21 protein-coding genes are annotated in these 23042 nt (G+C 64.4%); 9 read left to right on the top strand and 12 right to left on the bottom strand.

Annotated features, from left to right (window positions below; all coding sequences use genetic code 11):
* Positions 1-48: 48 nt before the first annotated feature.
* The 4 genes from ACK5L9_RS05940 to ACK5L9_RS05925 form a co-directional block, all read right to left on the bottom strand.
* The gene (locus ACK5L9_RS05940; RefSeq protein ID WP_416910542.1) at positions 49-1239 is read right to left on the bottom strand and encodes a hypothetical protein; all 1191 of its coding nucleotides are present in this window, start codon (positions 1237-1239) and stop codon (positions 49-51) included.
* Between the two features lie 218 nt (positions 1240-1457).
* Positions 1458-2990 carry a PhnE/PtxC family ABC transporter permease gene (locus tag ACK5L9_RS05935; protein WP_416910541.1) on the bottom strand — a complete coding sequence of 511 codons (1533 nt, stop codon included), beginning with the start codon at positions 2988-2990 and terminating at the stop codon, positions 1458-1460.
* Positions 2980-3636, bottom strand: a complete 657-nt coding sequence (locus ACK5L9_RS05930; RefSeq protein ID WP_416910540.1) for an ATP-binding cassette domain-containing protein — start codon at positions 3634-3636, stop codon at positions 2980-2982. The genes ACK5L9_RS05935 and ACK5L9_RS05930 overlap by 11 nt, the downstream gene beginning before the upstream one ends.
* A 3-nt stretch (positions 3637-3639) precedes the next feature.
* On the bottom strand, positions 3640-4506 hold the full coding sequence (locus tag ACK5L9_RS05925; RefSeq protein ID WP_416910539.1) for a putative selenate ABC transporter substrate-binding protein: 867 nt from the start codon (positions 4504-4506) through the stop codon (positions 3640-3642).
* A gap of 562 nt (positions 4507-5068) precedes the next feature.
* Between ACK5L9_RS05925 and ACK5L9_RS05920 the strand changes: the two genes are divergently transcribed.
* From ACK5L9_RS05920 to ACK5L9_RS05880, 9 genes are all read left to right on the top strand, one after another.
* A complete protein-coding gene (locus ACK5L9_RS05920; protein ID WP_416910538.1) occupies positions 5069-5341 on the top strand; it encodes an acylphosphatase in 273 nt (90 codons plus the stop codon).
* A gap of 141 nt (positions 5342-5482) precedes the next feature.
* Positions 5483-6136: a Rieske 2Fe-2S domain-containing protein gene (locus ACK5L9_RS05915; RefSeq protein ID WP_416910537.1), complete on the top strand. Its 654-nt coding sequence runs from the start codon at positions 5483-5485 to the stop codon at positions 6134-6136.
* Complete coding sequence (locus ACK5L9_RS05910; RefSeq protein ID WP_416910536.1) at positions 6133-6984, top strand: aromatic ring-hydroxylating dioxygenase subunit alpha; 852 nt, start codon at positions 6133-6135, stop codon at positions 6982-6984. The genes ACK5L9_RS05915 and ACK5L9_RS05910 overlap by 4 nt, the downstream gene beginning before the upstream one ends.
* Positions 6981-7640, top strand: coding sequence for a glutathione S-transferase family protein (locus ACK5L9_RS05905; protein WP_416910535.1), 660 nt, complete (start codon positions 6981-6983; stop codon positions 7638-7640). The genes ACK5L9_RS05910 and ACK5L9_RS05905 overlap by 4 nt, the downstream gene beginning before the upstream one ends.
* Positions 7637-9037 carry an amidohydrolase gene (locus ACK5L9_RS05900; protein ID WP_416910534.1) on the top strand — a complete coding sequence of 467 codons (1401 nt, stop codon included), beginning with the start codon at positions 7637-7639 and terminating at the stop codon, positions 9035-9037. Before ACK5L9_RS05905 ends, ACK5L9_RS05900 begins: the two co-directional genes overlap by 4 nt.
* Positions 9027-10127 (top strand): BMP family ABC transporter substrate-binding protein, encoded by a 1101-nt coding sequence (locus ACK5L9_RS05895; RefSeq protein ID WP_416910533.1) that lies wholly within the window; start codon positions 9027-9029, stop codon positions 10125-10127. The genes ACK5L9_RS05900 and ACK5L9_RS05895 overlap by 11 nt, the downstream gene beginning before the upstream one ends.
* 4 nt (positions 10128-10131) lie before the next feature.
* Entirely contained in the window at positions 10132-11652 is a 1521-nt protein-coding gene (locus ACK5L9_RS05890) for an ABC transporter ATP-binding protein (RefSeq protein WP_416910532.1), read from the top strand.
* Entirely contained in the window at positions 11649-12737 is a 1089-nt protein-coding gene (locus ACK5L9_RS05885) for an ABC transporter permease (protein WP_416910530.1), read from the top strand. The genes ACK5L9_RS05890 and ACK5L9_RS05885 overlap by 4 nt, the downstream gene beginning before the upstream one ends.
* Positions 12734-13645, top strand: a complete 912-nt coding sequence (locus tag ACK5L9_RS05880) for an ABC transporter permease (protein ID WP_416910528.1) — start codon at positions 12734-12736, stop codon at positions 13643-13645. Before ACK5L9_RS05885 ends, ACK5L9_RS05880 begins: the two co-directional genes overlap by 4 nt.
* Positions 13646-13666: 21 nt before the next feature.
* Here ACK5L9_RS05880 and ACK5L9_RS05875 read toward each other — a convergent pair whose 3' ends face one another.
* The 8 genes from ACK5L9_RS05875 to ACK5L9_RS05840 form a co-directional block, all read right to left on the bottom strand.
* Complete coding sequence (locus ACK5L9_RS05875) at positions 13667-14671, bottom strand: ABC transporter permease (protein ID WP_416910527.1); 1005 nt, start codon at positions 14669-14671, stop codon at positions 13667-13669.
* A gap of 29 nt (positions 14672-14700) precedes the next feature.
* The gene (locus ACK5L9_RS05870) at positions 14701-16218 is read right to left on the bottom strand and encodes a sugar ABC transporter ATP-binding protein (RefSeq protein ID WP_416910526.1); all 1518 of its coding nucleotides are present in this window, start codon (positions 16216-16218) and stop codon (positions 14701-14703) included.
* A 59-nt stretch (positions 16219-16277) separates the two neighbouring features.
* Entirely contained in the window at positions 16278-17360 is a 1083-nt protein-coding gene (locus ACK5L9_RS05865) for a sugar ABC transporter substrate-binding protein (RefSeq protein ID WP_416910525.1), read from the bottom strand.
* 166 nt (positions 17361-17526) lie between these two features.
* Positions 17527-18231, bottom strand: coding sequence for a ribose 5-phosphate isomerase A (rpiA, locus tag ACK5L9_RS05860; protein WP_416910524.1), 705 nt, complete (start codon positions 18229-18231; stop codon positions 17527-17529).
* A gap of 38 nt (positions 18232-18269) precedes the next feature.
* A complete protein-coding gene (locus tag ACK5L9_RS05855) occupies positions 18270-19109 on the bottom strand; it encodes a MurR/RpiR family transcriptional regulator (protein WP_416910523.1) in 840 nt (279 codons plus the stop codon).
* Between the two features lie 9 nt (positions 19110-19118).
* On the bottom strand, positions 19119-19793 hold the full coding sequence (locus ACK5L9_RS05850; protein ID WP_416910522.1) for an HAD family hydrolase: 675 nt from the start codon (positions 19791-19793) through the stop codon (positions 19119-19121).
* 17 nt (positions 19794-19810) lie between these two features.
* Positions 19811-21325, bottom strand: coding sequence for a xylulokinase (gene xylB, locus ACK5L9_RS05845; protein WP_416910521.1), 1515 nt, complete (start codon positions 21323-21325; stop codon positions 19811-19813).
* 3 nt (positions 21326-21328) lie between these two features.
* Complete coding sequence (locus ACK5L9_RS05840; RefSeq protein WP_416910520.1) at positions 21329-22810, bottom strand: aldehyde dehydrogenase family protein; 1482 nt, start codon at positions 22808-22810, stop codon at positions 21329-21331.
* Positions 22811-23042: the final 232 nt, after the last annotated feature.

Below are 23042 nucleotides of genomic sequence, written 5' to 3'. Positions count from 1 at the left end.
ACAGGATACATGACCGGCCGACCTGTGTGAAGATCGGCCGGTCCGTCATTACGGAAGCAGACGGATGTTCAGCGCGGCAAGCACGCTGCCGATGGGGTTGGCAAAAGTCGTTCCGCCACCGCCGGCAAATAACAAGCCGACCGGCCGAAGCCCCCGCGCCCATTGCCAGATCACAGAACCGGAATCGCCGCCCGCCGAGAACGGGGAGCTGCTGATCGACCGGATTGCCATCTGGTTGCGGAACAGGGCGACGCGCCCGCCGCCGTAATTGACGTTCACCGACACGCCGATCTGGGTCACGCGGCCCATGGTCAGCCCCGTCGTCCGGCCGCTTTTGCCGACCGTCATGCCAAGCGCGGCCGCAATCGGCACGGTCCCGGTGCGATAGACCGCCGGTCTGCCGCGGGACAGGTAATATTGCTCGCCGCGGATGCGCTGGTGCCAGGCCCAGCCATAGGCACAATCCAGATAATTCGCCGCTCCGCCAAAGTTGATCGGCACCCAACGGGCCAGTACCGCGATCTGGTCGTTGGGGTGGCTGCCGCCATCGGCCCGGCCGGGCTGGATAATGCTGTCGCCGACCCGCGCGTCGTTCGAGTTGGCAAGGACGTGGTTGTTGCTGAGGATCAGGTGGCGGTTGGTCCAGGGCGCGGTCAGTCCGATCGCGCGGCTGCCCAGCGTGCCAGCGGTGACGTTCACATGACCGACCGACACGCCCCCCGGCGCGGGGCGGTGGCGCGCCCGGTGCGAAAGGGCATCGACCGAACCGACCGGAACCTGCTGAACCGGCACCGAGGACAGGGCGCGGGTTCCCGCGCTTTCGGCCAGTTGCCCCATCAGGGCGTCATGCGTCATCTTGCTTTCGGTGAACAGCGTCAGGACCGGTTCCCCCGGCGGCATGCCTTCGAAAGCCATATCATCCGGATCGCCAAGACCGATACCGACACCCACGACACCCCTTGATCCGACACTCTCGACCGAAGCGGCCTCAAACACCCCCGAAGCCTTGAGCAGCGTCGCCTCGACCGCGTCCCGAAGGTCGATCAGGTCGCGGGACACGCCCGCCTCGTCAAGAACGGCTTGCTGTTCCGCCTCGATACCAAGCGTTTCAAATTCGCCTGCGGCGCTGCTCGGATCCTCGGGGCCATCAACCGGAGGCGCGGCGTCATCCTGCGGATGCTGACCGTCGCTTGCGCCGGGGTTTTCGACAGATGGCCTGTCGTTATTTCCCGTATTCATGGTTATCCTCCAAATTCGCAATATCAATCCAGAAAGACACGGGAAGAATTTTCCACCAAGCGCAGGACGCAGGTGCCGCGCATCCGTCCGGTGTCATGCAAATCTTGTGCCTGAAACTCGACCGCGAGGGTTCACCCATTTGGGTGAAAACCGCTGAAAGCCGCCTTTTCCGGCTTTTCAGCGGCCTGCGCGCCCCGTGCCGGGATCAGGGGCGGCGATCAGAGGCGGGCCGTGGTGACGGGGGCATCCCCGCGCGCGGGCAACGGGGCCGCGCGACCGGGTGCGCGCAGTCGCGCGGCCCCCAGACGGGCGCGCAGCGCGCGGGAAAGGGCGTCGATGGCGATGGTCACGATCCCGGTGGCGATCAGGATCGCTGCGGCACGGTCCAGCCGCAATTCGCCGATGGCATCGTCAAGAAAGAACCCCAGGGTCGCTATGCCCAGAATGCCCATGATCGCGCTTTCGCGAATGATGATCTCCCACCGGTAAAGACACAGCGCGACGAACTGGCCGAACAGGCGCGGCACCACCTCCCATCCCCACAGGGTCAGCCCGCGCGGGGCATCGGCGCGCAGGGTCAGGCTGCCCGCCTGCCGGCCCAGCAGATGCGCGATGATCGCCCCATTATGCAGCCCCAGCGCAAGAATGGCGGGCAGCATCGAGGGGCCGAAGATCTGAAGGAACAGATAGGCCAGCATGTATTCGGGAAAACTGCGCAGCACCACCAGCCCCAGATGACCCGCTATCGCACCGGCCCGCCCCGTCACGCGCGGCACGATCAGCGCCTGCCCGAAAAAGGCCACAAGACCCGTCAGGATCAGCGCCAGTTGCGCGACGACCATGGTCGCCAGCAGCCCCGGCAAGATCGCGTCACGGGCCAGATCGGCCAGCCACGGCCACAGCCCCGCCGGATCGCCCTGCCGCAGCGGTGCGGGAACAACGTCCTGCGTCAGAAAGCGCCACAGCGCGCCCGATCCCATCGGCGGCGTCGTCACCTGCGCCAGCACCGCCGCCGCCGCCGCCAGCCATATCATCACCGCTCGCGGTCGCATCCACAGCCGGACCGAGGCGATCAGCCCGATATAGACCAGCATGATCGCGCTGGCCGCGCCATAGTCGCCCTGTTTGAAAAAGCTGTCCAACTGGAACCCCAGTGTCGGCAGCCCGATAAACCCCAGCACCGCCGAGGATCGCAGTCCGCATTCCAGCCGATAAAGGGCATAGTTCACCATCTGCGCCCTGGCCAGCGGCACGCGCGCCCACAGGAACCGGCTGACCGCATCGACGTGCGGCCCCAGCCAGTCGGACGGGCGCGGGTCGGCCTCGTCCAGAATTTCGGACAGAACCTTGGCGAAGATCCCGGCATAGGGCAGCGCAATGGCCAGAACGCCGGTCGCCACACCGATGCCCATGACCTGCATCAGCATCAGCGCCCAGAACAGTTCGTGCACGGATCGCAGCGCAATCGCGGTCCAGCGCACCGCGCGAAAACGATAGAAGGGGGCCATCAGCAGCCCCGCCGCCGCACCCGCCGCAACGCCCGCGATGGCAAAGGCAAGCGTCAGGGCAAGCGCGCGACCGATCTGTTCCACCGCACCGAAATCGGGCCGCAGAAAGCCCGCGCCCATCCGCGCCAGCACCGCCCAGGGATCATGTCCGGCGGTTTGCAGATCGGCGAAGGGCAGGCACAGCACCGCCACCGCCAGAAACCCCATGACGACGCCCCTGCGCGACAGACGGTCAGCACGCATAAAGCGCCTCGATTCTGGGCAAGGGGGCTGTCGGCGGCGCGTCCAGTGCGATCCCTCCGTCCTTCAGCCCGATCAGGCGGGTCGCAAAGCCAAGGGCGATACCTACATCGTGCAGTGCCAGAATGGCGGTCGGAAACGCGTCGCGAATTACCCCGGCCAACGTCCCGGCCAGCGCCGGATCGACGGCGGATAGCGGCTCGTCCGCGACCAGAACCTCGCCGCCGCGATAAAGCGCGCGGGCCAGCGCCACCCGCTGTTTCTGCCCGCCCGACAGGCTTTCGACCGCCCGGTCGGCTTCGGCCAGCAAGCCGACGCGATCCAGCACCGCGCGCGCGGCGTCGCGATCCGCCCGGCGGGGCCGGATCAGCGTCGTCAGGTTATAGACCGCGCCATGATCGTCCAGCCGCCCCATCAGCACGTTCTTCAGCGTCGAAAGCTGCGGGACCAGCGCGTGATCCTGCGGCACCAGCGCCACCCGCCGCCCCTGATCCAGCAGCGCCTGCCGGATCGCTGCCAGCAGCGTGGACTTGCCCGCCCCGCTGCGCCCCAGCAACGCAACGCGCTGGCCGGGTTCGACAGTCAGGCTGATGCCGCGCAGGACCGGCACGGCGTCATAGCCCAGATCAGCGGCCTCAAGTAGCTGCAAGGCTTACTCCAGCTGGCCCAGTTCGCGGCCAACCCTTTCGATGGGCGCATAATCGTCATTCGTGGCCGGGATAAAGGCCGAACGCGGGAAAGCCGCCAGCAATTCGGGATCGGTCATGCCCACCAGCGCGGCCTGCACCCTGTCGGCGAAACCCTCGCCCCAGCGGGCATCCACATCGCCCCTGATCGTCCAGTTGTAATCGGGATAGGACGGCGTCTTCCAGATGACCTTTGCCGTCTCGACCTCGGGCGCGCCATCGGCCACGGCCTGATCGTAAACGGCGAAATTCAGCGCCCCCACCTGCCACGCACCCGAGGCGACCAGCCGCAGCGTCTGGCTGTGATCGCCGGAAAAGCCCACACGGTCGAAAAACCGTTCGGGGGCCGCGCCCGTAGCCTCTCGGATGTAAAATTCCGGCATCAGCCGCCCCGATGTCGAGGTCTTGGCCCCGAAGGTAAAGGACATGCCCCGCGCGGCCTGCGGGAAATCCGCAGATTCGGTAAGCCCGGTATCCGTATTGGCGATGAAATAGGTGACAAATTCGCGATCCTCGGCCCCCTGCGCAATGGCGCGGGCATCAGGCACCAGCAGCCGCGCCTGAACACCCGACAGCCCCCCGAACCACGCCAGTTGCACCTGATCGTTGCGAAAGGCGGTAACGGCGGCGGGATAGGATTTCACCGGCACGAACTCGACCTGGACGCCAAGCTGTTCGGACAGATAACCGGCGACCTTGCCGAACCGTTCGGCCAGACGGGTCTCGTCCTCGTCGGGAATGGCCGAGAAATACAGCGTATCCTGCGCATGGGCAGCACCCATCAGCGCAACAAGCGCCATGGCGGACAGGAACAGGCGGGAGAACAGCTTCATGGCAAACCTCATCAGCCGGTTGAAAGGGTTCCGGAAGAACGGGGTCAGGCGCGTCGGGGACGCGCCGCCAATCGTCTTCGCGGCAAACCCCTGACGGAGAGCAAGGGGCATTGCAAGCCCCGAACCCGAGCACCACCGGCGCATCGGTCTGCCAGCCCGCACGATAGCAGCAGCGCCCCACCCACCGCAAGCCGCGCCAACATCCAGACCGCTCGCAACACCCGCGCGCGTTGCTTTGATTCCGCGCGCAACAGTGGCGCGGCGGCACAGGCTGTGCCCCGCTATCCTGCGTTGCGTGACATCAGCGCTGCAAGGATTGCGTCCCGCGGTGGCCGGGGGGGCTGTGCGCCCCCCGGACCCCCTGCAAATGCCTGCGGCGGGGGGCCATGAATGACGGTGCCGGGCAAGACGAGGACGCCGACCGGCAGCACGTCCTGTAACGGCACGAAACCGGGGCAGGCGCGGTGCAGATATCGGGCAGAACCAGCAGGGTCGTTTCAGGATCGAAACCGGCGGCTTTTCGGGTTATCTGTCGGGCGGCTTCTGGGATCGCGGGGCGGGCATGACGACCGAAAGGTTCATATTGACGGGGCAACTGGCGGCGGAAACTCTGGTTCCGTGGTTGTTGCGCCATGCTGGCAAGCTGGGGCTGGCGACCCGTATCCTGGACCGGCAGGGCGCAAGTCTGACAATGGAAATCGCGGGGCCGCCGGTGCTGCTGGACGCGATGGAGATGGGCTGTCTGCTGGGGCCGATCGAAGTCTGGGTCGATGAAGTCGCGCGGGTGCCGATCCCTCGGGGGAACACAAGCAGACGACCCGGAGCAATTTCCTGATTGCGGTAACTTCAAACAGAATGCATAGATGGAAGGCACCTGCATCGGGGCTGTGGGGAAAGCGTCGATTCCGCGTGACATCCTTGCGCACCCGGTGCTTCCCTGCGATTTGCGCGATAATGCGGAGCCGACTTGCCAGCTATGCCTCGTTCCCCAGAGAATACATGGACTCCGGTCGCCTTGTCCCGCGATATTCCCGCCGGCACCGCAGCCCCCGGACATTCGGGCGGGCGCGATCTGGCGATCTGGCGGTCCGCATCGGGGCGCATCGCGGCATGGGACGACCGTTGCCCGCATCGCGGCATGCGCCTGTCACACGGCTTTGTGCGGGGCGAGGCCCTGTCCTGTATCTATCACGGCTGGAGCTATGATCAGGCAGGCAGGTGCCGCCGCATTCCGGCCCATCCCGAGCTTGCGCCCCCTGACACGATCTGCGTGCCCGGCTTTGCCGCCGCTGAAAGCGCGGGCGTGATCTGGGTTGCGGACGGGCCGCAGGCCAGCGGGCCGGTGCCCGGATTTCCCGGACTGACCGCGCTGCGCGTGCTGGAGTTTCGCGCCGGACCCGATGCGGTCGCCGCGCATCTAGGGCAGGCTGGCGGCCGGGTGCTGAGGCTGGCGCTGGCCGGTCAAGACTGCCTGCTGCTTGTGCAATCGCGATCCGGCGGCGCGTGCAGCGGGGTTTATCTGCTGGTGCCCGAGGGCATCGGCGCGCCGCAACGCAAGGCCCTGTCCCGCGCGGCCGAGACCCTGCGCCGCGCCTGCGAGGCCGCCACTGCAACAGGGGTTTCCACATGACCGCCACACCGAACCCGATGCGCGACCACTGGTATCCGGTCGGCCTGCTGTCACGGCTGAGCGGACAGGGCCGCCAGACCCGGCTGTTCGACCAGCCGATCACCGTCGCCAGCGGCGCGGATGGCCATGCGATCGTGCGTGACGAGGCCGGGCGGGCGCTGCCGGTCATCGAAAGATTCGGCCATGTCTGGACATCGACCGGCCAGCCCGCGCGCGATCTTTTCACCATCCCCGAGGCCGATCAGCCGGGTCGGCATCTGGTGGATGTGGGGGTCGTGCGGGTGCGCTGTTCACCGCTGCGGGCGGTCGAGAATTTTCTGGACATCGCGCATTTCCCCTTTGTGCATACCGATGTTCTGGGGGCAGAACCGCATACCGAGGTCGAACGCTACAAGGTCGAGATCCGCGAGGACAGCGACGAGGTCTGGGCCACGAAGGTCCGGTTCTTTCAGCCGCAGGCCGCGCATTCCGCGCAAGGCGGCATCGTCACCGATTACATGTATCGCGTGCCCGCGCCGACCTGTTCGGTCCTGTACAAGACCTGTCCGCCCCGCCCCGGCGAATGGGACGTGATCACGCTGTTCGTGCAGCCGTTGACCGAAACCCTGTGCGATGTCTGGCCGTGGATGGCGCTGTTCGACGATACCAGCACGACCACCGACCTTATTCATTTCCAGCAGATGATCTTTCTTCAGGACCGGTCCATCCTTGAGAACCAGATCCCGGCGCTGTTGCCGCTGGATCCAGGGATGGAGGCACCGACGCGGGCCGACATGACCTCGGTTGCCTATCGCCGCTGGCTGAAACGGCATGGCTTTACCTATGGCGCGCAACTGGTGGCGGCATGATCCTGTACGACTATATCCTGTCGCCCTCTTGCTATCGGGTGCGGCTGATGGCGGCGCTGGCCGGTGTGCCGTTAAGCCTGCGGCCCGTGGATTTCCATCCCGGTGCCGAACAGCGGACCGAGGCGATCCTGTCGCTGAACCCGGCGGGCACCATCCCGGTGCTGACCGATGGCGATCTGGTGCTGACCGAATCCACGGCGATCCTGACCTATCTGGCCGCGCGCTTTGCCCCGGAATGGCTGGGCGGCGAAGCGCCCGAGACCCGCGCCAAGGTCGAACAGTGGCTGGCCTTTTCGGGGCGGCTGACCCGCAGCGCCGGGGCGGCGCGGCTGCATGACATGCTGCTTGTGCCAGGCGATATTGGCGCGCTGCGTGCCGCCGCCACACTGGCCCTGCGGGAAGTTGAGGCCGAGCTGGCCGAGGCCAGGATCGATGACCGGACCTATCTGACCGGTCCGCACCCGACCATCGCCGACATCGCCTGCTTTCCCTATGTGGCGCTGGCCCCGGATGGCGGAATCAGCCTTGACCCCTATCCCTCGATCCGGCTGTGGATGCGGGCGATCCGCAGCCTGCCGGGCTTTGTCGAAATGCCCGGCATCCACCGCCTGCACGAATTGCAGCCCGAACCCGCCGTTGCGGGGGACAAGGGATGACCGGCTGTCTGTTCAGGGGCTGCGCGGCCATCGTCACCGGAACGGACAGCGGCATTCAGGTGCTGCGCGATGCCGATCTGCTGACCGATGGCCCGGCGATCCGGGCCATCGGGCCGGGTCTGACCGCGCCGCCGGGCACGCAGGTGATCGACGCGGCGGGCTGGTTTCTTTATCCCGGTCTTGTGAACACGCATCACCATTTCTTTCAGTGCTTCGTGCGCAACCGCGCCGATCTGGACTGGACCAGATTGTCGGTGATCGAATGGCTTGACCGGATCTATCCTGTTTTCGCGCAGCTTGACGAGGACAGCTTTTACCACGCCTCTCTGACCGCGCTGGCGGAACTGGCGAAACATGGCTGCACGACGGCCTTTGATCACCAGTATTGTTTCCCGCGCAAGGCCGGAAAGCGCATCGTAGACCGGCAATTCGAGGCGGCAGAGAAAATTGGCCTGCGCTTTCACGTCGGGCGCGGCACCAATACGCTGCCGAAATCCGAAGGCTCGACCATCCCTGACGAGATGCTTGAGACAACGGATCAATTCATCGCCGATTGCGAACGCCTGCTGAACGAATACCATGACCCGGCACCGTTTTCGATGCGGCAGGTGGTGCCCTCGCCCTGCCAGCCGGTGAATTGCTACCGCGAGACATTTACCGAGGCGATGGCGCTGGCGCGCGATCATGGCGCGATGCTGCATTCCCATGTCGGCGAGGGCGAAAGCGAGGTCATCCGCGCCCGCCATGGCAAACGCACCGTCGATTATCTGGAAGATATGGGCTTTTGCGGCCCGGATACCTTTTACGCCCATTGCTGGGAACTGACCGATGCCGAGCTGCGGCAACTGGCGGCCAGCGGCACCGGCGTCGCCCATTGCCCCGAACCGGTCTATCTGGTCGGGGCCGAGGTGACGCCGATCCCGGCAATGGCGGCGCATGGTGTCAGGATCGGCCTGGGCTGCGACGGGGCGGCCTCGAACGACAATTCCAACCTGATGCACTGCCTGCATTCGGCCTATATGCTGCAATGCCTTGTCGCCCGGACCCATGCGCATCCGGTTCCGGCACCGGCCGAATTTCTGCTGTATGGCACCGAAGGCGGCGCGTCGCTGCTGGGGCGTGGCGATATCGGGCGGCTGCAACCGGGCATGGCCGCCGATCTGTTCGCCATAGACAGCCGCCGCATGGATTATGTCGGCACCCGCCACGATCCCGCCAGCCTGATCCCCCGCGTGGGCATCGGCATGCCCACCGATCTGACAATGGTCAACGGCCGGATCGTCTGGGCCGATGGCAGCTTTCCCGGCCTTGACGAGGCCGCAATGATGGCCAGCGCCGAAGCAGCACTGGCCAAGGTCGATTTCCGGCATTCAACAGGAGACGCATATGCCCGATGATCTTAACCGCCGCACGTTTCTTGGCACGGCTTCCGCCTTTGCCGCAGGTGCCGCGCTGGCCCCACGCATCGCGCTGGCGCAGGACGAGGCGCTGACCGTCGCGCTGGTGGTGCCGTCGCCCGTGGGCGATGTCGGCTGGAGCCGCGCGCTGGCCGACGGGCTGGAACCGATCAGGGCCGCCCATGGCGACAAGGTGAACATCCAGATCCTGGAAAACATCGCCGAAGGCCCCGATGCCGACCGGATCATGAACAAGGTCGTGGCCGATGGCTGCAAGTTCCTGGTGGCGGGTTCTTTTGGCTATCAGAACGGCGCATTGCAGATTGCCCGGCGCAATCCCGATGTATCGGTACTGCATGCCTCGGGCTTCATGGTCGCGCCGAATTTCACCCCCTTCGCCGCGCGGTATTTCGAGGGCAGCTATCTGATGGGCATGGCCGCCGCCGCGCTGTCGAAAACCGGCAAGCTGGGGTCGGTTTCGGCCTTTGCGATCCCCGAACTGATCACCACGATCAATGCTTTCGCGCTTGGGGCGCAGGCGGTGAACCCGGCGGCCGAGGTCTCGGTCGTGTGGGTCAATAGCTGGTTCGACCCCGCAGGCGAACAAGAGGCGGCAAAGGCGCTGCTGGCCAGCGGCTGCGACGCGGTGTTTTCCAACGCACAGGACACGCCTTCGGTGGTGTCGGTCTGCGAGGACGCGGGCGCCTATGTGTTCAATCTTAACTCTTCCATGCAGAAATACGCCCCGACGAAATATCTGGGCTGCGTCAGGACCGATTGGTCGCCGTTCTTCACCGCCTCGTTCGACGCGCATCTGAATGGCACGTTCAAGGGCTATAACGCCTTCCTTGGCATGGCCGACAAGGTGGTCGAACTGGTTGATGTCAGCCCCGACATTCCGCCCGAGATCAAGGCGAAGATGGACGAGGTTCAGACCGCGATCATGGCAGGCAGCTTTTCGCCCTATGCCGGGCCGATCCTGAAACAGGACGGAACCGAGGGCGTGCCGGCAGGCACCACGATGGAAGATGCCGCCATCGTCGCGATGGACTGGCACGTCAAGGGGGTCACGACACCCCTGCCGAAATAAGCCGATGTCCACACCGCTGCTGTCGCTTCGGGGGCTGAGCAAAAGCTATGGTCCGGTTCACGCCAACCGGGCCATAGATCTTGACGTCGCCCAAGGCTCGATCCACGCGATACTGGGGGAAAACGGGGCCGGAAAATCCACCCTGATGAAGCTGATCTATGGCGTCGAAATCCCCGATGCCGGGCATATGCGCTGGCAGGGCGCAGCGCTGCACCTGTCATCCCCCTCGGATGCGCGGCGTCAGGGCATTGGCATGGTCTTTCAGCATTTTTCGCTGTTCGAGACGCTGACCGTCGTTGAAAACATCGCGCTGATCGTGCCGGGCCGCAAGGCGGATCTGGCCGCGCGCATCCGCGATCTGGGCACCGGGTTCGGGCTGGAGGTCGATCCGCTGGCCCATGTCCACGCCCTGTCGGTGGGCGAACGCCAGCGGGTCGAGATCATTCGCAGCCTGATGACCGACCCAAAGTTGCTGATCCTTGACGAACCAACCTCGGTCCTGCCACCGCAATCGGTCACGCGCCTGTTCCAAACCCTGCGCAGGCTGCGCGACGGGGGAATTTCGATCCTGTTCATCTCGCACAAGCTGGACGAAATCCGCGCCATCTGCGACCGGGCGACGATCCTTCGCGATGGTGCCGTGACCGGCAGCATCGACCCGCGCGAGCATGACGAACACGCGCTGGCGCGGATGATGATCGGGCGGGACATGCCCGAAACCAGACCCGCAGCGACCCATGCCCCCGGCAAAGTCGTGCTGGAACTGGCCGGGCTGGACCATCGCCCCGATGACCCCTATGCCGTCGCCCTGTCGCGGGTCAGCCTGAGGCTTCATGCCGGGGAAATACTGGGAATTGCCGGAGTGTCCGGGAACGGGCAGGCCGAACTGACCCGCCTCATCTCGGGCGAGACGCGGCGCAGCCATGCCGCGGCCGATGACATCCTCATGATGGGGCAAGGTGTCGGCAATCTGGGCGCGGCAGCACGGCGCAAGCTGGGCTTTGCCTTTGTCCCCGAAGAACGCCTTGGCCGGGGCGCGGTGCCGGAAATGGCGCTGGCCGATAACAGCCTGCTGACCGCGCATCGACTGGGGCTGGTGCGGCGCGGCCTGATCGACCGGGCGCGGGAAAGCAGCTTTACCCGCACCTGCATCGACGAATTTGACGTGCGCACCCCCGGCCCGCAGATCGAGGCGGGCGCGCTGTCGGGCGGCAATCTGCAAAAGCTGATCGTCGGGCGCGAAATCCTGCTGGAGCCGAAAATCCTGTTCGTCGCGCAGCCTACATGGGGCGTCGATATCGGCGCGGCCATCGCCATCCGGCAACGCCTGGTCGATCTGCGGAATCGTGGCGTCGGCATTCTGGTCATCTCGGAAGAGATAGAGGAGCTGTTCGAAATCTGTGACCGCCTGCATGTGATCCGCAAGGGCACGCTGTCGCCCGCACTGAAAGTCGCCGACATCACCGTCGAGGATGTCGGGCGCCATATGCTGGGCGCCGAAACCCCGCGTCAGGAGGATGCATGAGCCTTGCCTTGCCCAGATACCGGCTGGTGCGCCGGCAGACCGCCGCGCGGGGCTGGACCATCGGCGCGCCGGTGGCGGCGGTTGTTGCGGCCATCGTGGTGAACCTGATCCTGTATCGCGCGATGGGCAAGGATGCGGGTCGGATTTTCCATGCGCTGCTGATCGAACCCTTCGTGTCATGGTCCTCATTTTCCGAAGTGCTGCTGAAGATGACGCCGCTACTGCTGATCGCGCAGGGGCTGGCCATCGGGTTTCGCGCCAAGGTCATCAATATCGGTGCCGAGGGGCAGTTCGTTCTGGGCGCGATCTTCGCCTCGGCGATACCGGTCTGGTTTCCTCAGGCGGCGGGGCCGTGGGTCTGGCCGCTGATGCTGATTCTGGGGGCGGTGGGCGGCACGCTGTGGGCGGTTCTGCCGGCCTTCTGGCGGATCCGGCTGAACGCGTCGGAAATTCTTGTGACATTGATGATGAGCCTGATCGCGGTCAACCTGCTGAATTACCTGCTGGTCGGCCCGTGGAAGGATCCCATGGGGTTCAACTTTCCGCAGACCGTGATGTTTCAGCCCGATGCCATGGTGCCGCTGCTGTTTTCCGGCACGCGGGTCAATCTGTCGCTGCTGATCGCGCTGGCCTTCAGCCTTGCCGCTTGGCTGTTCATCCAGCGCAGTTTCATCGGCTATCAATTGCTGGCCGGAGGGCTTGCGCCGCAGGCCGCCGCCTATGCGGGTTTTTCGCAGAACCGCGCGATCTGGCTGTCGATGCTGATCGGCGGTTGCGCCGCCGGCATCGCGGGCGCTGCCGAGGTCGCCGGGCCGATCGGGCAGTTGCAGCGATCCATTGCGACGGGCTACGGCTATGCCGCGATCATCGTCGCCTATCTGGGCGGCCTGAACCCCATCGGCATCCTGTTTTCATCCCTGCTGGTCGCAGCGCTGTATATCGGCGGAGACAATGCGCTGGCCTCGGCAGGGCTGCCCTCGGCGGCGGTGAACGTGTTTCAGGGCAGTCTGCTGGTTGCCTATCTGGCGGCGCTGACGCTGGTGCGCTATCGCCCCGAGCGTCTGCGCCATGAGGACGAAACATGAGCGCGCTGACCTTCATTCTGGCAGGCATGATGGCAGCGGCGATGCCCTTTCTGCTGGCCGCTCTGGGTGAACTGATCGTCGAACGCAGCGGCGTGCTGAACCTTGGGATCGAGGGGATGATGGCGCTTGGCGCGGCGGCGGGGTTCGTCGTGGTCGCGAATGGCTGGGGCCATGGCGTCGGGTTTCTGGTGGCGGGCATCGCGGGGGCGCTGCTGGCGCTGGTTTTTGGCTGGCTGGCGCTGAACCTGCGCGCCAATCAGGTCGCCGCCGGGCTGGCCATCGGGATCCTTGGCATGGGCCTGTCGTCGCTGACCGGCAAGAATTATGAAAGCCGCACCGTGCAGCCGCTGCCAAAGATTCATCTGCCGGGGCTGTCCGACCTGCCGGTGATCGGCGGGCTGTTCACGCAGGACGCAGTGGTATGGCTGGGCTTGCTTGCGACGCTGGCAATCTGGGCGGTGCTGCGCTTTTCCAGACTGGGCCTCGTGATCCGCGCGGTGGGCGAAAACCCCCATGCCGCCCATGCCATCGGCTATCACGTCGTCGCGATCCGCATGGCGGCGGTCGCGTTCGGCGGGCTGATGGCCGGGTTCGCGGGGGCCTATGCCTCGACGGTTTACACCCCGCTTTGGGCGGACGGGATGATCGCCGGGCGCGGCTGGATCGCCCTTGCGCTGGTGGTTTTTGCCACATGGATGACCGGGCGCGTGCTGTTCGGCGCGGTCCTGTTCGGAGCCGTGTCGCTGGCGCAATACGCGGCACAGGCGGCGGGGGTCAACCTGAACTCGCAATTCCTGGCCAGCCTGCCGCAGATCGTGACGATCGTCGTGCTGGGGATCATCTCGGCCAACAAGCGGCTGCTCAAGGTGAACGGCGTGGCATCTCTGGGCGAGCCCTTCGAACGATAGGACGATCCCGCAGGCGGCGGCCTATCCGAAATAGCGGACCCGGAAGGCGTCGATGGCCACGGCGATAAAGATCATCACCCCGCCGATCATCCCGACATAGAATGACGGCACGTTCACAATGGCAAGCCCGACCTGAATCACCGTCAGCAGCAGCACACCGCCCAGAACGCCGCGCACATTGCCACGCCCGCCAAAGACGCTGACCCCGCCGATGATCGGCGCGGCAATGGCGTAAAGCAGATAGCTGGACCCCTGGTTCGAGGTGATTGCCATCTGCCACGACGCCAGCAGATAGCCCGCCAGACCCGCCAGAAAACCAGCGATGCCATAGGTCGCGATCTTGACACGCTCGACCCGGATGCCTGCCGATTTCGAGGCAACGGGGTTGCCTCCGACGGCATAGACCGACCGGCCCAGAACCGTCCGGCTGAGAATGATCCCGATCACCGTCAGCGCCAGCACAAAGACCAGCGGCATGACCGGCCAGCCGCCCGGCAGTGTCGCCTGCCCGATCCAGACATAGCCGTCCGACATGTTGGTCAGCGTCTTGCCCTGCGTCAGCGCCAGAAGCGCGCCTTCCAGAATGATCATCATCGACAGGGTCTCGATCAGGGACACCATCTTCAGCCGGGTAATGCACCAGCCGTTGAACAGGCCGATCAGCGTCGAGGCGCACAGCCCGATCAGCATGGCGATGAACCAGGGCAGGCCCAGATCTGAATAGGCCAGCGCCCCGACAGCGGCGGAAAAGCCTGCATTCGCGGGGATCGACAGGTCGATCTCGGCCACCATCAGCGGCAGCGCCACGGCAAGGCCCAGCATCCCCAGCACCGTCGCCTGCACCATCACGTTCTGAAGGTTAAAGACGGTCAGGAAATATTCATTGAAGGCACCGAACAGAAAGACCAGCGCGATCAGCCAGATCCATACGACATTGTTCAGAACCCAGCCAAGGATCGCATGACCGTCGATGCCGCTTTTCGCGCTGACCGGGTCGGCGCCGGACCGGGCGGTTGCATTGCTCATGTTCAATACTCCTGTTTGCCCGGCATCCGTCAGGACTGCACCGAGGCGCGCAAACGTTCGACCGTGATGTCGTCTTGCGTCAATGTTTCCCTGATCTGCCCGTGATCGAAAACGCAGACCCGATCCACCGCACGCACCAGTTCGTCGGTATCCGTCGATACGACGATCACGGCGACGCCCGTATCGCTGAGTTCATCCAGAATGCGCAGCACATCCTGCTTGACCCCGACGTCAATACCGCGCGTCGGCTCGTCCACGATCAGCAGGCGCGGCCGGGTGGCAAGGACGCGCCCCAGACAGACCTTTTGCTGATTGCCGCCGCTAAGCGTATCGACCGCATAGGCGGCACTGGGGGCCTTGATGTCCATGGCGCTGAAATACCGGTCAACGACGCGCGCCTCGTCGGCAAAGTCGATAAAGCCCAGCTTTGCGCGTGCCTGCAACGAAGACATGGCGATATTCGCCCCGATGGACATCTGCCCCACCGCGCCGTCGCTGCGCCGGTCATCGGACAGAAAGGCGATGCCCGCGTCAAAGGCGTCGCGCGGGTTTCGGGGCAGCGCGCGGTCCGCGCCATCGGCCAGCCGCAGATTGCCCCGCGACACCGGGTAAAGCCCAAAGATCGCCCGCGCCAGTTCCTTTGCGCCAGCCCCCGGCAGACCGGTAAAGCCGACGATCTCGCCCGCCGCGATGTCCAGCCGGTCAACCCGCAGATTTTCGCCGCTGATGTCGCGCAGGCCGACGGCGACAGGCTGGCCGCTGTGGTCCCTGCGCTTGCGCTGAAACAGGGTCAGGTCGCGGCCCAGCACCAGCTCTGTCAGCTCTTTCGCGGTCATGTTGGCAACATCGCCGGACCCTCCGGCCAGCGCGCCGTCGCGCAGGACCGTGACGGCATCGCAGATTTCCAGGATCTCGTCATTGTAATGCGAGATGAAGATGAAGGTGACACCCGCGGCCCTGAGGCGGCGCATGAAATCGAAAAGCTGAACCCGGTCGGCGACGGTCAGCGCGGCGGTCGGTTCGTCAAGGATGATCACCTTGCCGCCTGAGAACATGGCCCGCAGGATGTTCAGCTTGCGGCGGGCGACGGCGTCAAGCTTGCCCGCCTGCCTGCGCGGGTCGATGCCTGACCCCTCCAGCATCCGCGCCGCATCGCTGCCAAGCGCCTTCCAGTTCACGAACCCGCCCGCGCTTGGCCAGATTCCCAGCATCAGGTTTTCGGCGGCGCTGAGCTGGTCGATGATCATTGGTTCCTGCGTGACCAGAAAAACGCCCGCCTCTTCCATTTCCTTGACATCGACATGGTGCAGGGGCTGGCCATTCATGATGATCCGGCCCGAGGTCGGCTGCACCTGCCCGGAAATCGCCCCCACCAGCGTCGACTTCCCGGCGCCGTTTTCGCCCAGCAGCCCGTGGATCGAGCCGCGCCGGATGTCCAGCGAGACACCGCGCAGGGCCTTGATCGGGCCGTAATGTTTGGACAGGTTGTCGATCCGCAAAATCGTGTCGGATTGCGGCTGTGTCTGCGGGGCTTGGGGTTTTGTCATCAGACCCTCTTGCGTGGCGGGTCCGGCCGGGGCGGGAAGGCACCGGCCGGGTCAGGGGATCAGCTATAGGGAATGCCCCAGTCGTTTTCGGCGACAAAGCCCCAGTGGCGCGGGTCATCGGCATTTTCGCCATCGATCACAAAGGGCGGGATGATCAGCGTCGGGCCGGTCGTGCCATCGACAATCTCTCCGGTTTCCCAGAAATACTTGTCGTTCTGATAGGTTCCAAGCGGCACCGCCTCGCCTTTCAGCGCGTGATCGACGATCAGTTGCACGGCGATCTCGCCATAGGCGATCGGATCCTGCGAGACGCAGGCATCCATATAGCCTTCCTTGATCCAGTTCAGGGCGACCGGCTCTCCGTCGATATTGACGAAAATGACATGGCCCTCCTCGCCGACCTTTTTCCAGCGGCCCTTTTGCTGCAAGGCCGTAACAATCCCGCGCGAGGGCGTGTCCGAAGGTGCATGCACCGCGTCCAGATCGGGATATTCCGACAGGGTGGACAGCGTGACGGACAGCATCTGGTCCAGTTGCCCCTCGGTCGGGCGGGCCAGATAATTGATGTCAGGATGCTGCGCAAAGACGGAATCCATACCTTCCTTGCGCAACCGCCAGGCGACGGATGCCAGCGCACCATAACAGTTCAGCACCGTTCCACGCGGGCTGCCATGCTTTTCGGTCAGGCGTTTGATGATTTCCTCGGCCGCCATGACGCCGCCCTGAAAATTGTCAAAACTGACCGTGATCGCGACATCGCCGCCATCGGCAGGCGTGTCGATGATGCCCACGGGAATGTTCTGGCGGTTATAGCGCCGGATCGCCGAGACGATGGCCTGACTGTCGATCGGATCCGAGATGATCGCCGAGGGCCGCGACAACAGCAGGCTTTGCCATTGTTCAAGCTGGCGGGTGTTGTCGAAATTGGCGTTGGTCGCCTGAAATTCACCCGAATTTGCCTGAACCGCGCGCTTTACGGCCTCTTCCTGGATAACGAAGAAATAGAAATCGAGGCTCTTGTTCGAATAAGGAATGGCAAGCCGGTCCTGCGCCCATGACGCGCCCCCGGTCATCGTCCCCAGCCCAAGCGCGGCCCCCCCGGCCAACAGGCTTCGGCGGTCCAGTTTCATCTTGTCGTCCATGGCATCCTCCCTTGCACTCACAAATATAGTGATACTACATCAAGCGATTCGGTCAACCCGTCTGCACCTTTCCCTGATGGATAAGAATGCGGAATTTCCCGATATATGACGAATTTTTTCCGCAGAACAAAAGAACGGAACGGCCCAAATTTGAAGTTTTGCTATATTAGCGCATTTTCACATAGGATGTGCCGTCAAAACAGCCGACGACCATCCCCACCGCCTCGCGCGTGAACAGGCCGTTCTCGACGACGCCGGGAATGCGGTTCAGTTCGGTTTCCAGCGGTGCGGGATCGGGTATCGCGACGCATTGGCAATCAAGGATAAAGTTCCCGCTGTCAGTCACGACAGGCGCGTCGTCGCGCATCCGCCGCCGGATGGTGACGTCATCAATGCCGTGCTGCGCCAGAACCTGCGCGACCATGCGCCGGGTCTGGATCCAGCCGAACTGCACCACCTCGACCGGCAGGGGAAACGCCCCCAGACAATCGACGATCTTGGTTTCGTCGCAGATGCAGATCATCCGCGCTGACGCATGCGCAACGATTTTTTCCCACAGCAGGCAGGCCCCGCCGCCCTTGATCATGTTGAACCGGCGATCAATTTCATCGGGGCCGTCAATGGTCAGGTCCAGCTCGTCCATGTCATTCGGGTCGGTGATCGTGATCCCGGATTCTTGCGCGACGGCAATCGTCGAACGCGAGGTTGCCGTGCAGGTCAGCCGCAATCCATCGGCCACATGCCTGCCCAGTTCGCGCACAAAGAAATGCGAGGTCGTCCCCGAGCCTAGCCCCAGCTTCATCCCGTCCCTGACAAATTCCGCGATTACGCGGCGTCCGGCAATCTTCTTTGCCTCGTCCTGCTGGTTCATTCTGCCTCCTTCGGTGCGAACAGGCACCGTTACATGTTTCAGATCTTGTCGGTCAGCCAGCTATCCAGCGCCGGCAACTGATCCGGAAATTCACTGCCGCGCGCAATCGCGATGGCCGTCACCAGCATGTTGGTCACAAGATGATGGTTCAGACGCGAGGCCAGCGGCGTCATCAGTTCGGTGTGGTCATAGGGGCGCACGGCGATCAGCGCGTCCGCCACGGCGGAAAGCGGGCTGTCATCGGCAGCGACGGCCGCGACCTTCGCGCCCCCCGCCCGCGCAGCCTTTGCGATCTCGACCATCTGGCGCGTGTGGCCCGATTGCGAAAAGATCAGCATAACCTCGCCCTTGCGAGCATTGCGGGCATGCATATCCTGCTTTTTCCGCCCGATCAGCGCCTGACAGCGCAGCGCCAGCCGCTGAAACTTGTGCTCGGCATCAAGGGCGTTCACCTCGGAAATGCCGGTGGCGAAAATGCCAATCCAATGCGCCCTGGCCAACAGCGCGGCAACCTGTGCGACCTGATCCGGGTCCAGATCTTCGGCCAGCCGCTGAATGGCGTTCAGCGAATTGCGGCAGGTCTTGCGCACGATATTGTCGATCCCGTCCTGCGGGATGATCTGTTCATAGGCGAAGGGTGCCGAGGGGACCAGGCTTTGCGCCAGATTCAGCTTGAAATCCTGATACCCCTCGAACCCGAAACGCCGGCAAAAGCGCATGATCGTGGGATCGCTGGCTGAACACGCCTCGGACAGGCGAGCCATGCTCATGTGGATGACATCCGAGGGCGACCGGCTGACGAAATCGGCAACCCGCCGTTCCGCAGGGCGCATGTCATCGCGTTCTTGCAAAATCCGCTGAAGCAGGCTGACCGTCATGTGAATGGCTTACCCGTCATTGGTTGTCGAGACGGCGGCGTAGCGCAGCAAATCCGCAAGGCGGGTCAGCCTTTGCGACGCCGCGACCGGCACGGTCGGACCACAGCCCCAGGGCACCACATAGAAGGGAACGCCCGCCGCATCCGCCGTCGCCTTGTCAACGACCGTATCGCCAATATAGGCCCAACTGCCGCCGACCAGCCCCATACGATCAGCCACGGCAAACAGATGGCCGGGATCCGGCTTGCAGGCGGGCACGACATCGGCACCCAAGGCGACCTCGAACATTTCGGTCAGGCCCAGTTGCGCCAGCACCCTGCCCGTCACCTCGTGATTCTTGTTCGTGCAGATCCCCAGCCGCAAGCCCGCATTCCGCAGCCCTGCCAGATCCTCGGGCACGTTGTCATAGAACCGGGTCCGCCCGGCGGGATCGTCAAGATAGGCGCGCAGATAAGCCTCAAAGGCACGCCGCACCCCCGCATCGTCATGCGGGATGTTCCTGTCCTGAAGAATATCGCGGATCAGACGATGCGGGCCGTTGCCGGTGAATTTCTCGACCTCCGGCGCGCTGACCGGTGGCCAGCCGTTCTGCGCAAAGCCGACATTCAGCGCCGCAGCGATATCCGGCGCGCTGTCGATCAGCGTCCCGTCAAGATCGAATATCAGTGCGGAATAACGTGTCACCTTTGGGCCTCCTGCGGTCATCGGTCGAAGATCTGGTCGCCCAAGGCGGCAAAACCGGCTGAAAGCGCAGGGTAGAGTTCGCGATAAATGCACCCCGCACGGCCATAGACCTGCGCATTCGACGGATCAGCGCGATCGCGTGTCAGGTCACGGCAAACAGCCGCCGCTGCCGGGGCATCGGACCAGACGCCGACGCCCACGCCCGCCACCAGCGCCGCGCCGAAAGCCGCGCCCTCGGCGGCCCCTTCGGTCGTCACGACATCGCAGCCAAACATATCGGCCTGGATCTGCCGCCAAAGCTGGCTGCGCGCCCCGCCGCCCGAAGCCTTGATGACCTTTCCCGAAATCCCCATCGGCTGCATCAGCGTATGCATATCCGCAAAGGCATGAACCACGCCCTCCATGACGGCGCGCGCCATGTCCGCGCGCGTATGCCGCGCCGTCAGGCCGACAAAGGCCCCGCGCGCCTGCGGGTCGGGATGGGGGCAGCGTTCGCCGTTCAGATAGGGCAGAAACAGCAGCCCGCGCGCGCCCGGCGGCGAGGTCGCGGCCTCGGCGGTGATTTGATCAAAAGCCATGGCAGCGCCTTGCCCCGCGCAGACCGTATCGCGAAACCACCCCATCGCGCCGCCCGCATTCAGCGAAACCCCCATGCAATGCCACTTGTCGGGCGCGACATTGCAAAACACCTGCAAGCGCCCGTCAGGATTGTCCCGAGGCGTGTCCAGCGCCGCCGCCAGAATACCTGCCGTGCCAATGGTCGTCTGCAAATCCCCCGGCGCGATCACGCCGGAACCGATGGTCTGTATGACGCTGTCGCCCCCTCCGCCAACGACCGGCACACCTTTGGGCAGCCCGAACAGCCCGGCCCCGGCCTGTGAGATCCGCCCCGACACGACATGCGATTCATGCACGGGCGGCAGAAGGGCCGGGTCGATCCCGACCCTTTCGGCCAGCGCGGTCGCCCATCTGCGGCCACGCACGTCGAAAAGCCCGGTTCCCGACGCATCCGAAACCTCGGTCGCGATCTCGCCGGTCAGGCGCAGGCGCAAATAGTCCTTGGGGTTCAGCATGACCGTCATCCGGGCGAACAGATCCGGTTCGTGCCGCCGCATCCACAGGATCTTGCCACCGGTATAGCCGACAAGCATCCGGTTATTGGTCGCCGCCAGCAGGCCATCCAGCCCGCCCGCCATCCGGGTCAGTTCGGCGCATTCCGCCGCATTGCGCTGATCGTTCCACAGGATCGCCGGGCGCAGCACCTGTCCGTCGCGGTCCAGCGGGGTCAGCCCGTGCATCTGCCCCGACAGACCGATCGCCAGCAATTCGACCTGTGGCGCGCGCGCCAGCGCGGCCGCCACCGCCTGCCTTGCACCGTCAACCCACAGCGCGGGGTCTTGCTCGGTCCAGCCGGGGCGGGGCTGGGACAGCGGATAGGTCGCCGTATCCGCCGCAATAACCGCGCCCTGCGTGTCGATCAGCAGGGCCTTGCAGCCCGAGGTTCCGATGTCGATACCCAACAACGCCTGCATGATCTAACCCCCTGCGCCGTGATGCAGCCGCACATGCTTGAAATTGAAATATTCCAGCAGCCCCTCGCGGGCATGCTCATATCCGACGCCGCTTTGCTTGCGCCCGCCATAGGGCGCGTTCATGATGCCCGCATCGACATTGTTCACCGCGACATTGCCGTAATCCAGACCAGCGGACAGCCGTTGAAGTTCGGTCAGATCACGGACATAGGCATAGGCGGCCAGCCCGTAGGGCGTGTCATTGGCCAGCCCGATCGCCTGTTCCAGATCGTCATAGGCCGCCACCCCGACCAGCGGGCCAAAGGTTTCCTCGGTCATGACCAGCATTTGATGGGTACAATCAGCCAGAACGGTCGGGCGAAAGAAATGGCCGTCGGCATATTCGTCGCCCTCGGGCGCGGCCCCGCCCGCGATCAGACGCGCACCTTTTGACAGCGCGTCCAGAAGATGGGCGCGGGTTTTCGCCAAGGGCGCAGCCGAAGCCATGGCACCCAGATCCGCGTCCGGATGATCAAGCCCGTTGCCGACGCTCAGCGCATCGGCAGCAGCAGCCAGCCCCGACAGAAATTCGTCATGGACCAGACGATGCACATAGATCCGGTTGATCGCGATGCAGATCTGCCCGCAATTGCGGAAACTGCGCCGCGCCGCACCCTTGACCGCAGCGGCAATATCCGCGCTGGCCGTCACGATCATCGGACAATTGCCACCCAGTTCCAGCGACAGCCGTTTGACCTGCGGGCAGCTTTGCTGGATATGCAGCCCGACCGCGCTTGATCCGGTAAAGGCAATCTTGTCGATGCCGGGATGTTCGACCAGCGCCTGCCCCACGACCGATCCCTTGCCGGTCAGGACGTTGACAACACCGGCGGGGATGGCGGCGCGGGCGCATTTTTCGGCGATGGCCAGCGCGGTAAAGGGCGTCAGTTCGGCGGGCTTGATCACGATGGTGCAGCCCGCAGCCAGGGCGGCGCACAGTTTCCAGCCGACCAGTTCCGCCGGGTAATTCCACGGCGTGATCGCACCGACAACCCCTATGGGTTCGCGCGTGACAAGGCTTTGATAGCCGGGCTGATCGTTTGGCACGATCTCTCCATGCACGCGCGTCGCCTCTTCGGCATAGAAATGACAGGCCTCGGCCAGTTTCAAGATTTCGCCCCGCGCCTCGTTCACCGGCTTGCCCTGTTCGGCCGTCATGATCCGCGCCATTGTTTCCGCATCATCGGCGATCAGGCCACCCAGACGGTGCAACGCGTCGGCGCGCTGTCGTGGCGGCTTTTGCGACCATGTGCAAAAGGCCCGCCGCGCTGCCTGAACGGCCTCATCCACGTCATCCGCCGTTGCCGCCGCGATATGGCCGATAACGGCCCCGATCGCGGGGTTTTCGACGGGCAGGCGGTCGCCGGAACCGGTGCGGAACGCCCCGCCGATGAACAGCTTTCCGTCAAGCGCGGATATTGTCTGGTGAAAAGCCCCGTCTTTCAAGATCATCCTCCGGCATTCGGCGGGTCGCGCCAGTATGCTGACAGTCATATAGCAATACTATATTTTCGCAAGCCCCCACCGCATCCCGCGGCACAAAGATGCGCGTGACTGTCGGCGAAAACTCCAAGCAAATAAAAGAAAATTGTCATATTTCCACCGCGTTCCGGCGATGCTAGACATAGCGGGCAGCGATTCCCGCGCAATTGAATAAGTAGTAAAACTATGAACTGGA

Origin of the sequence: Paracoccus sp. (in: a-proteobacteria), assembly GCF_047973135.1 — a bacterium.
Classification (GTDB): Bacteria; Pseudomonadota; Alphaproteobacteria; order Rhodobacterales; family Rhodobacteraceae; genus Paracoccus.
The sequence above is the reverse complement of the archived record's forward strand: the minus strand, read 5'-3'. Positions and strand labels throughout refer to the sequence as shown.

Excerpts from the sequence above, each read along its gene's own strand:
- ACK5L9_RS05940 (WP_416910542.1), bottom strand. The coding sequence starts at position 1,239 with ATGAATACGGGAAATAACGACAGGCCATCTGTCGAAAACCCCGGCGCA.
- ACK5L9_RS05935 (WP_416910541.1), bottom strand. The coding sequence starts at position 2,990 with ATGCGTGCTGACCGTCTGTCGCGCAGGGGCGTCGTCATGGGGTTTCTG.
- ACK5L9_RS05925 (WP_416910539.1), bottom strand. The coding sequence starts at position 4,506 with ATGAAGCTGTTCTCCCGCCTGTTCCTGTCCGCCATGGCGCTTGTTGCG.
- ACK5L9_RS05920 (WP_416910538.1), top strand. The coding sequence starts at position 5,069 with ATGACGACCGAAAGGTTCATATTGACGGGGCAACTGGCGGCGGAAACT.
- ACK5L9_RS05915 (WP_416910537.1), top strand. The coding sequence starts at position 5,483 with ATGCCTCGTTCCCCAGAGAATACATGGACTCCGGTCGCCTTGTCCCGC.
- ACK5L9_RS05910 (WP_416910536.1), top strand. The coding sequence starts at position 6,133 with ATGACCGCCACACCGAACCCGATGCGCGACCACTGGTATCCGGTCGGC.
- ACK5L9_RS05905 (WP_416910535.1), top strand. The coding sequence starts at position 6,981 with ATGATCCTGTACGACTATATCCTGTCGCCCTCTTGCTATCGGGTGCGG.
- ACK5L9_RS05900 (WP_416910534.1), top strand. The coding sequence starts at position 7,637 with ATGACCGGCTGTCTGTTCAGGGGCTGCGCGGCCATCGTCACCGGAACG.
- ACK5L9_RS05895 (WP_416910533.1), top strand. The coding sequence starts at position 9,027 with ATGCCCGATGATCTTAACCGCCGCACGTTTCTTGGCACGGCTTCCGCC.
- ACK5L9_RS05890 (WP_416910532.1), top strand. The coding sequence starts at position 10,132 with ATGTCCACACCGCTGCTGTCGCTTCGGGGGCTGAGCAAAAGCTATGGT.
- ACK5L9_RS05885 (WP_416910530.1), top strand. The coding sequence starts at position 11,649 with ATGAGCCTTGCCTTGCCCAGATACCGGCTGGTGCGCCGGCAGACCGCC.
- ACK5L9_RS05880 (WP_416910528.1), top strand. The coding sequence starts at position 12,734 with ATGAGCGCGCTGACCTTCATTCTGGCAGGCATGATGGCAGCGGCGATG.
- ACK5L9_RS05875 (WP_416910527.1), bottom strand. The coding sequence starts at position 14,671 with ATGAGCAATGCAACCGCCCGGTCCGGCGCCGACCCGGTCAGCGCGAAA.
- ACK5L9_RS05870 (WP_416910526.1), bottom strand. The coding sequence starts at position 16,218 with ATGACAAAACCCCAAGCCCCGCAGACACAGCCGCAATCCGACACGATT.
- ACK5L9_RS05865 (WP_416910525.1), bottom strand. The coding sequence starts at position 17,360 with ATGGACGACAAGATGAAACTGGACCGCCGAAGCCTGTTGGCCGGGGGG.
- rpiA (WP_416910524.1), bottom strand. The coding sequence starts at position 18,231 with ATGAACCAGCAGGACGAGGCAAAGAAGATTGCCGGACGCCGCGTAATC.
- ACK5L9_RS05855 (WP_416910523.1), bottom strand. The coding sequence starts at position 19,109 with ATGACGGTCAGCCTGCTTCAGCGGATTTTGCAAGAACGCGATGACATG.
- xylB (WP_416910521.1), bottom strand. The coding sequence starts at position 21,325 with ATGCAGGCGTTGTTGGGTATCGACATCGGAACCTCGGGCTGCAAGGCC.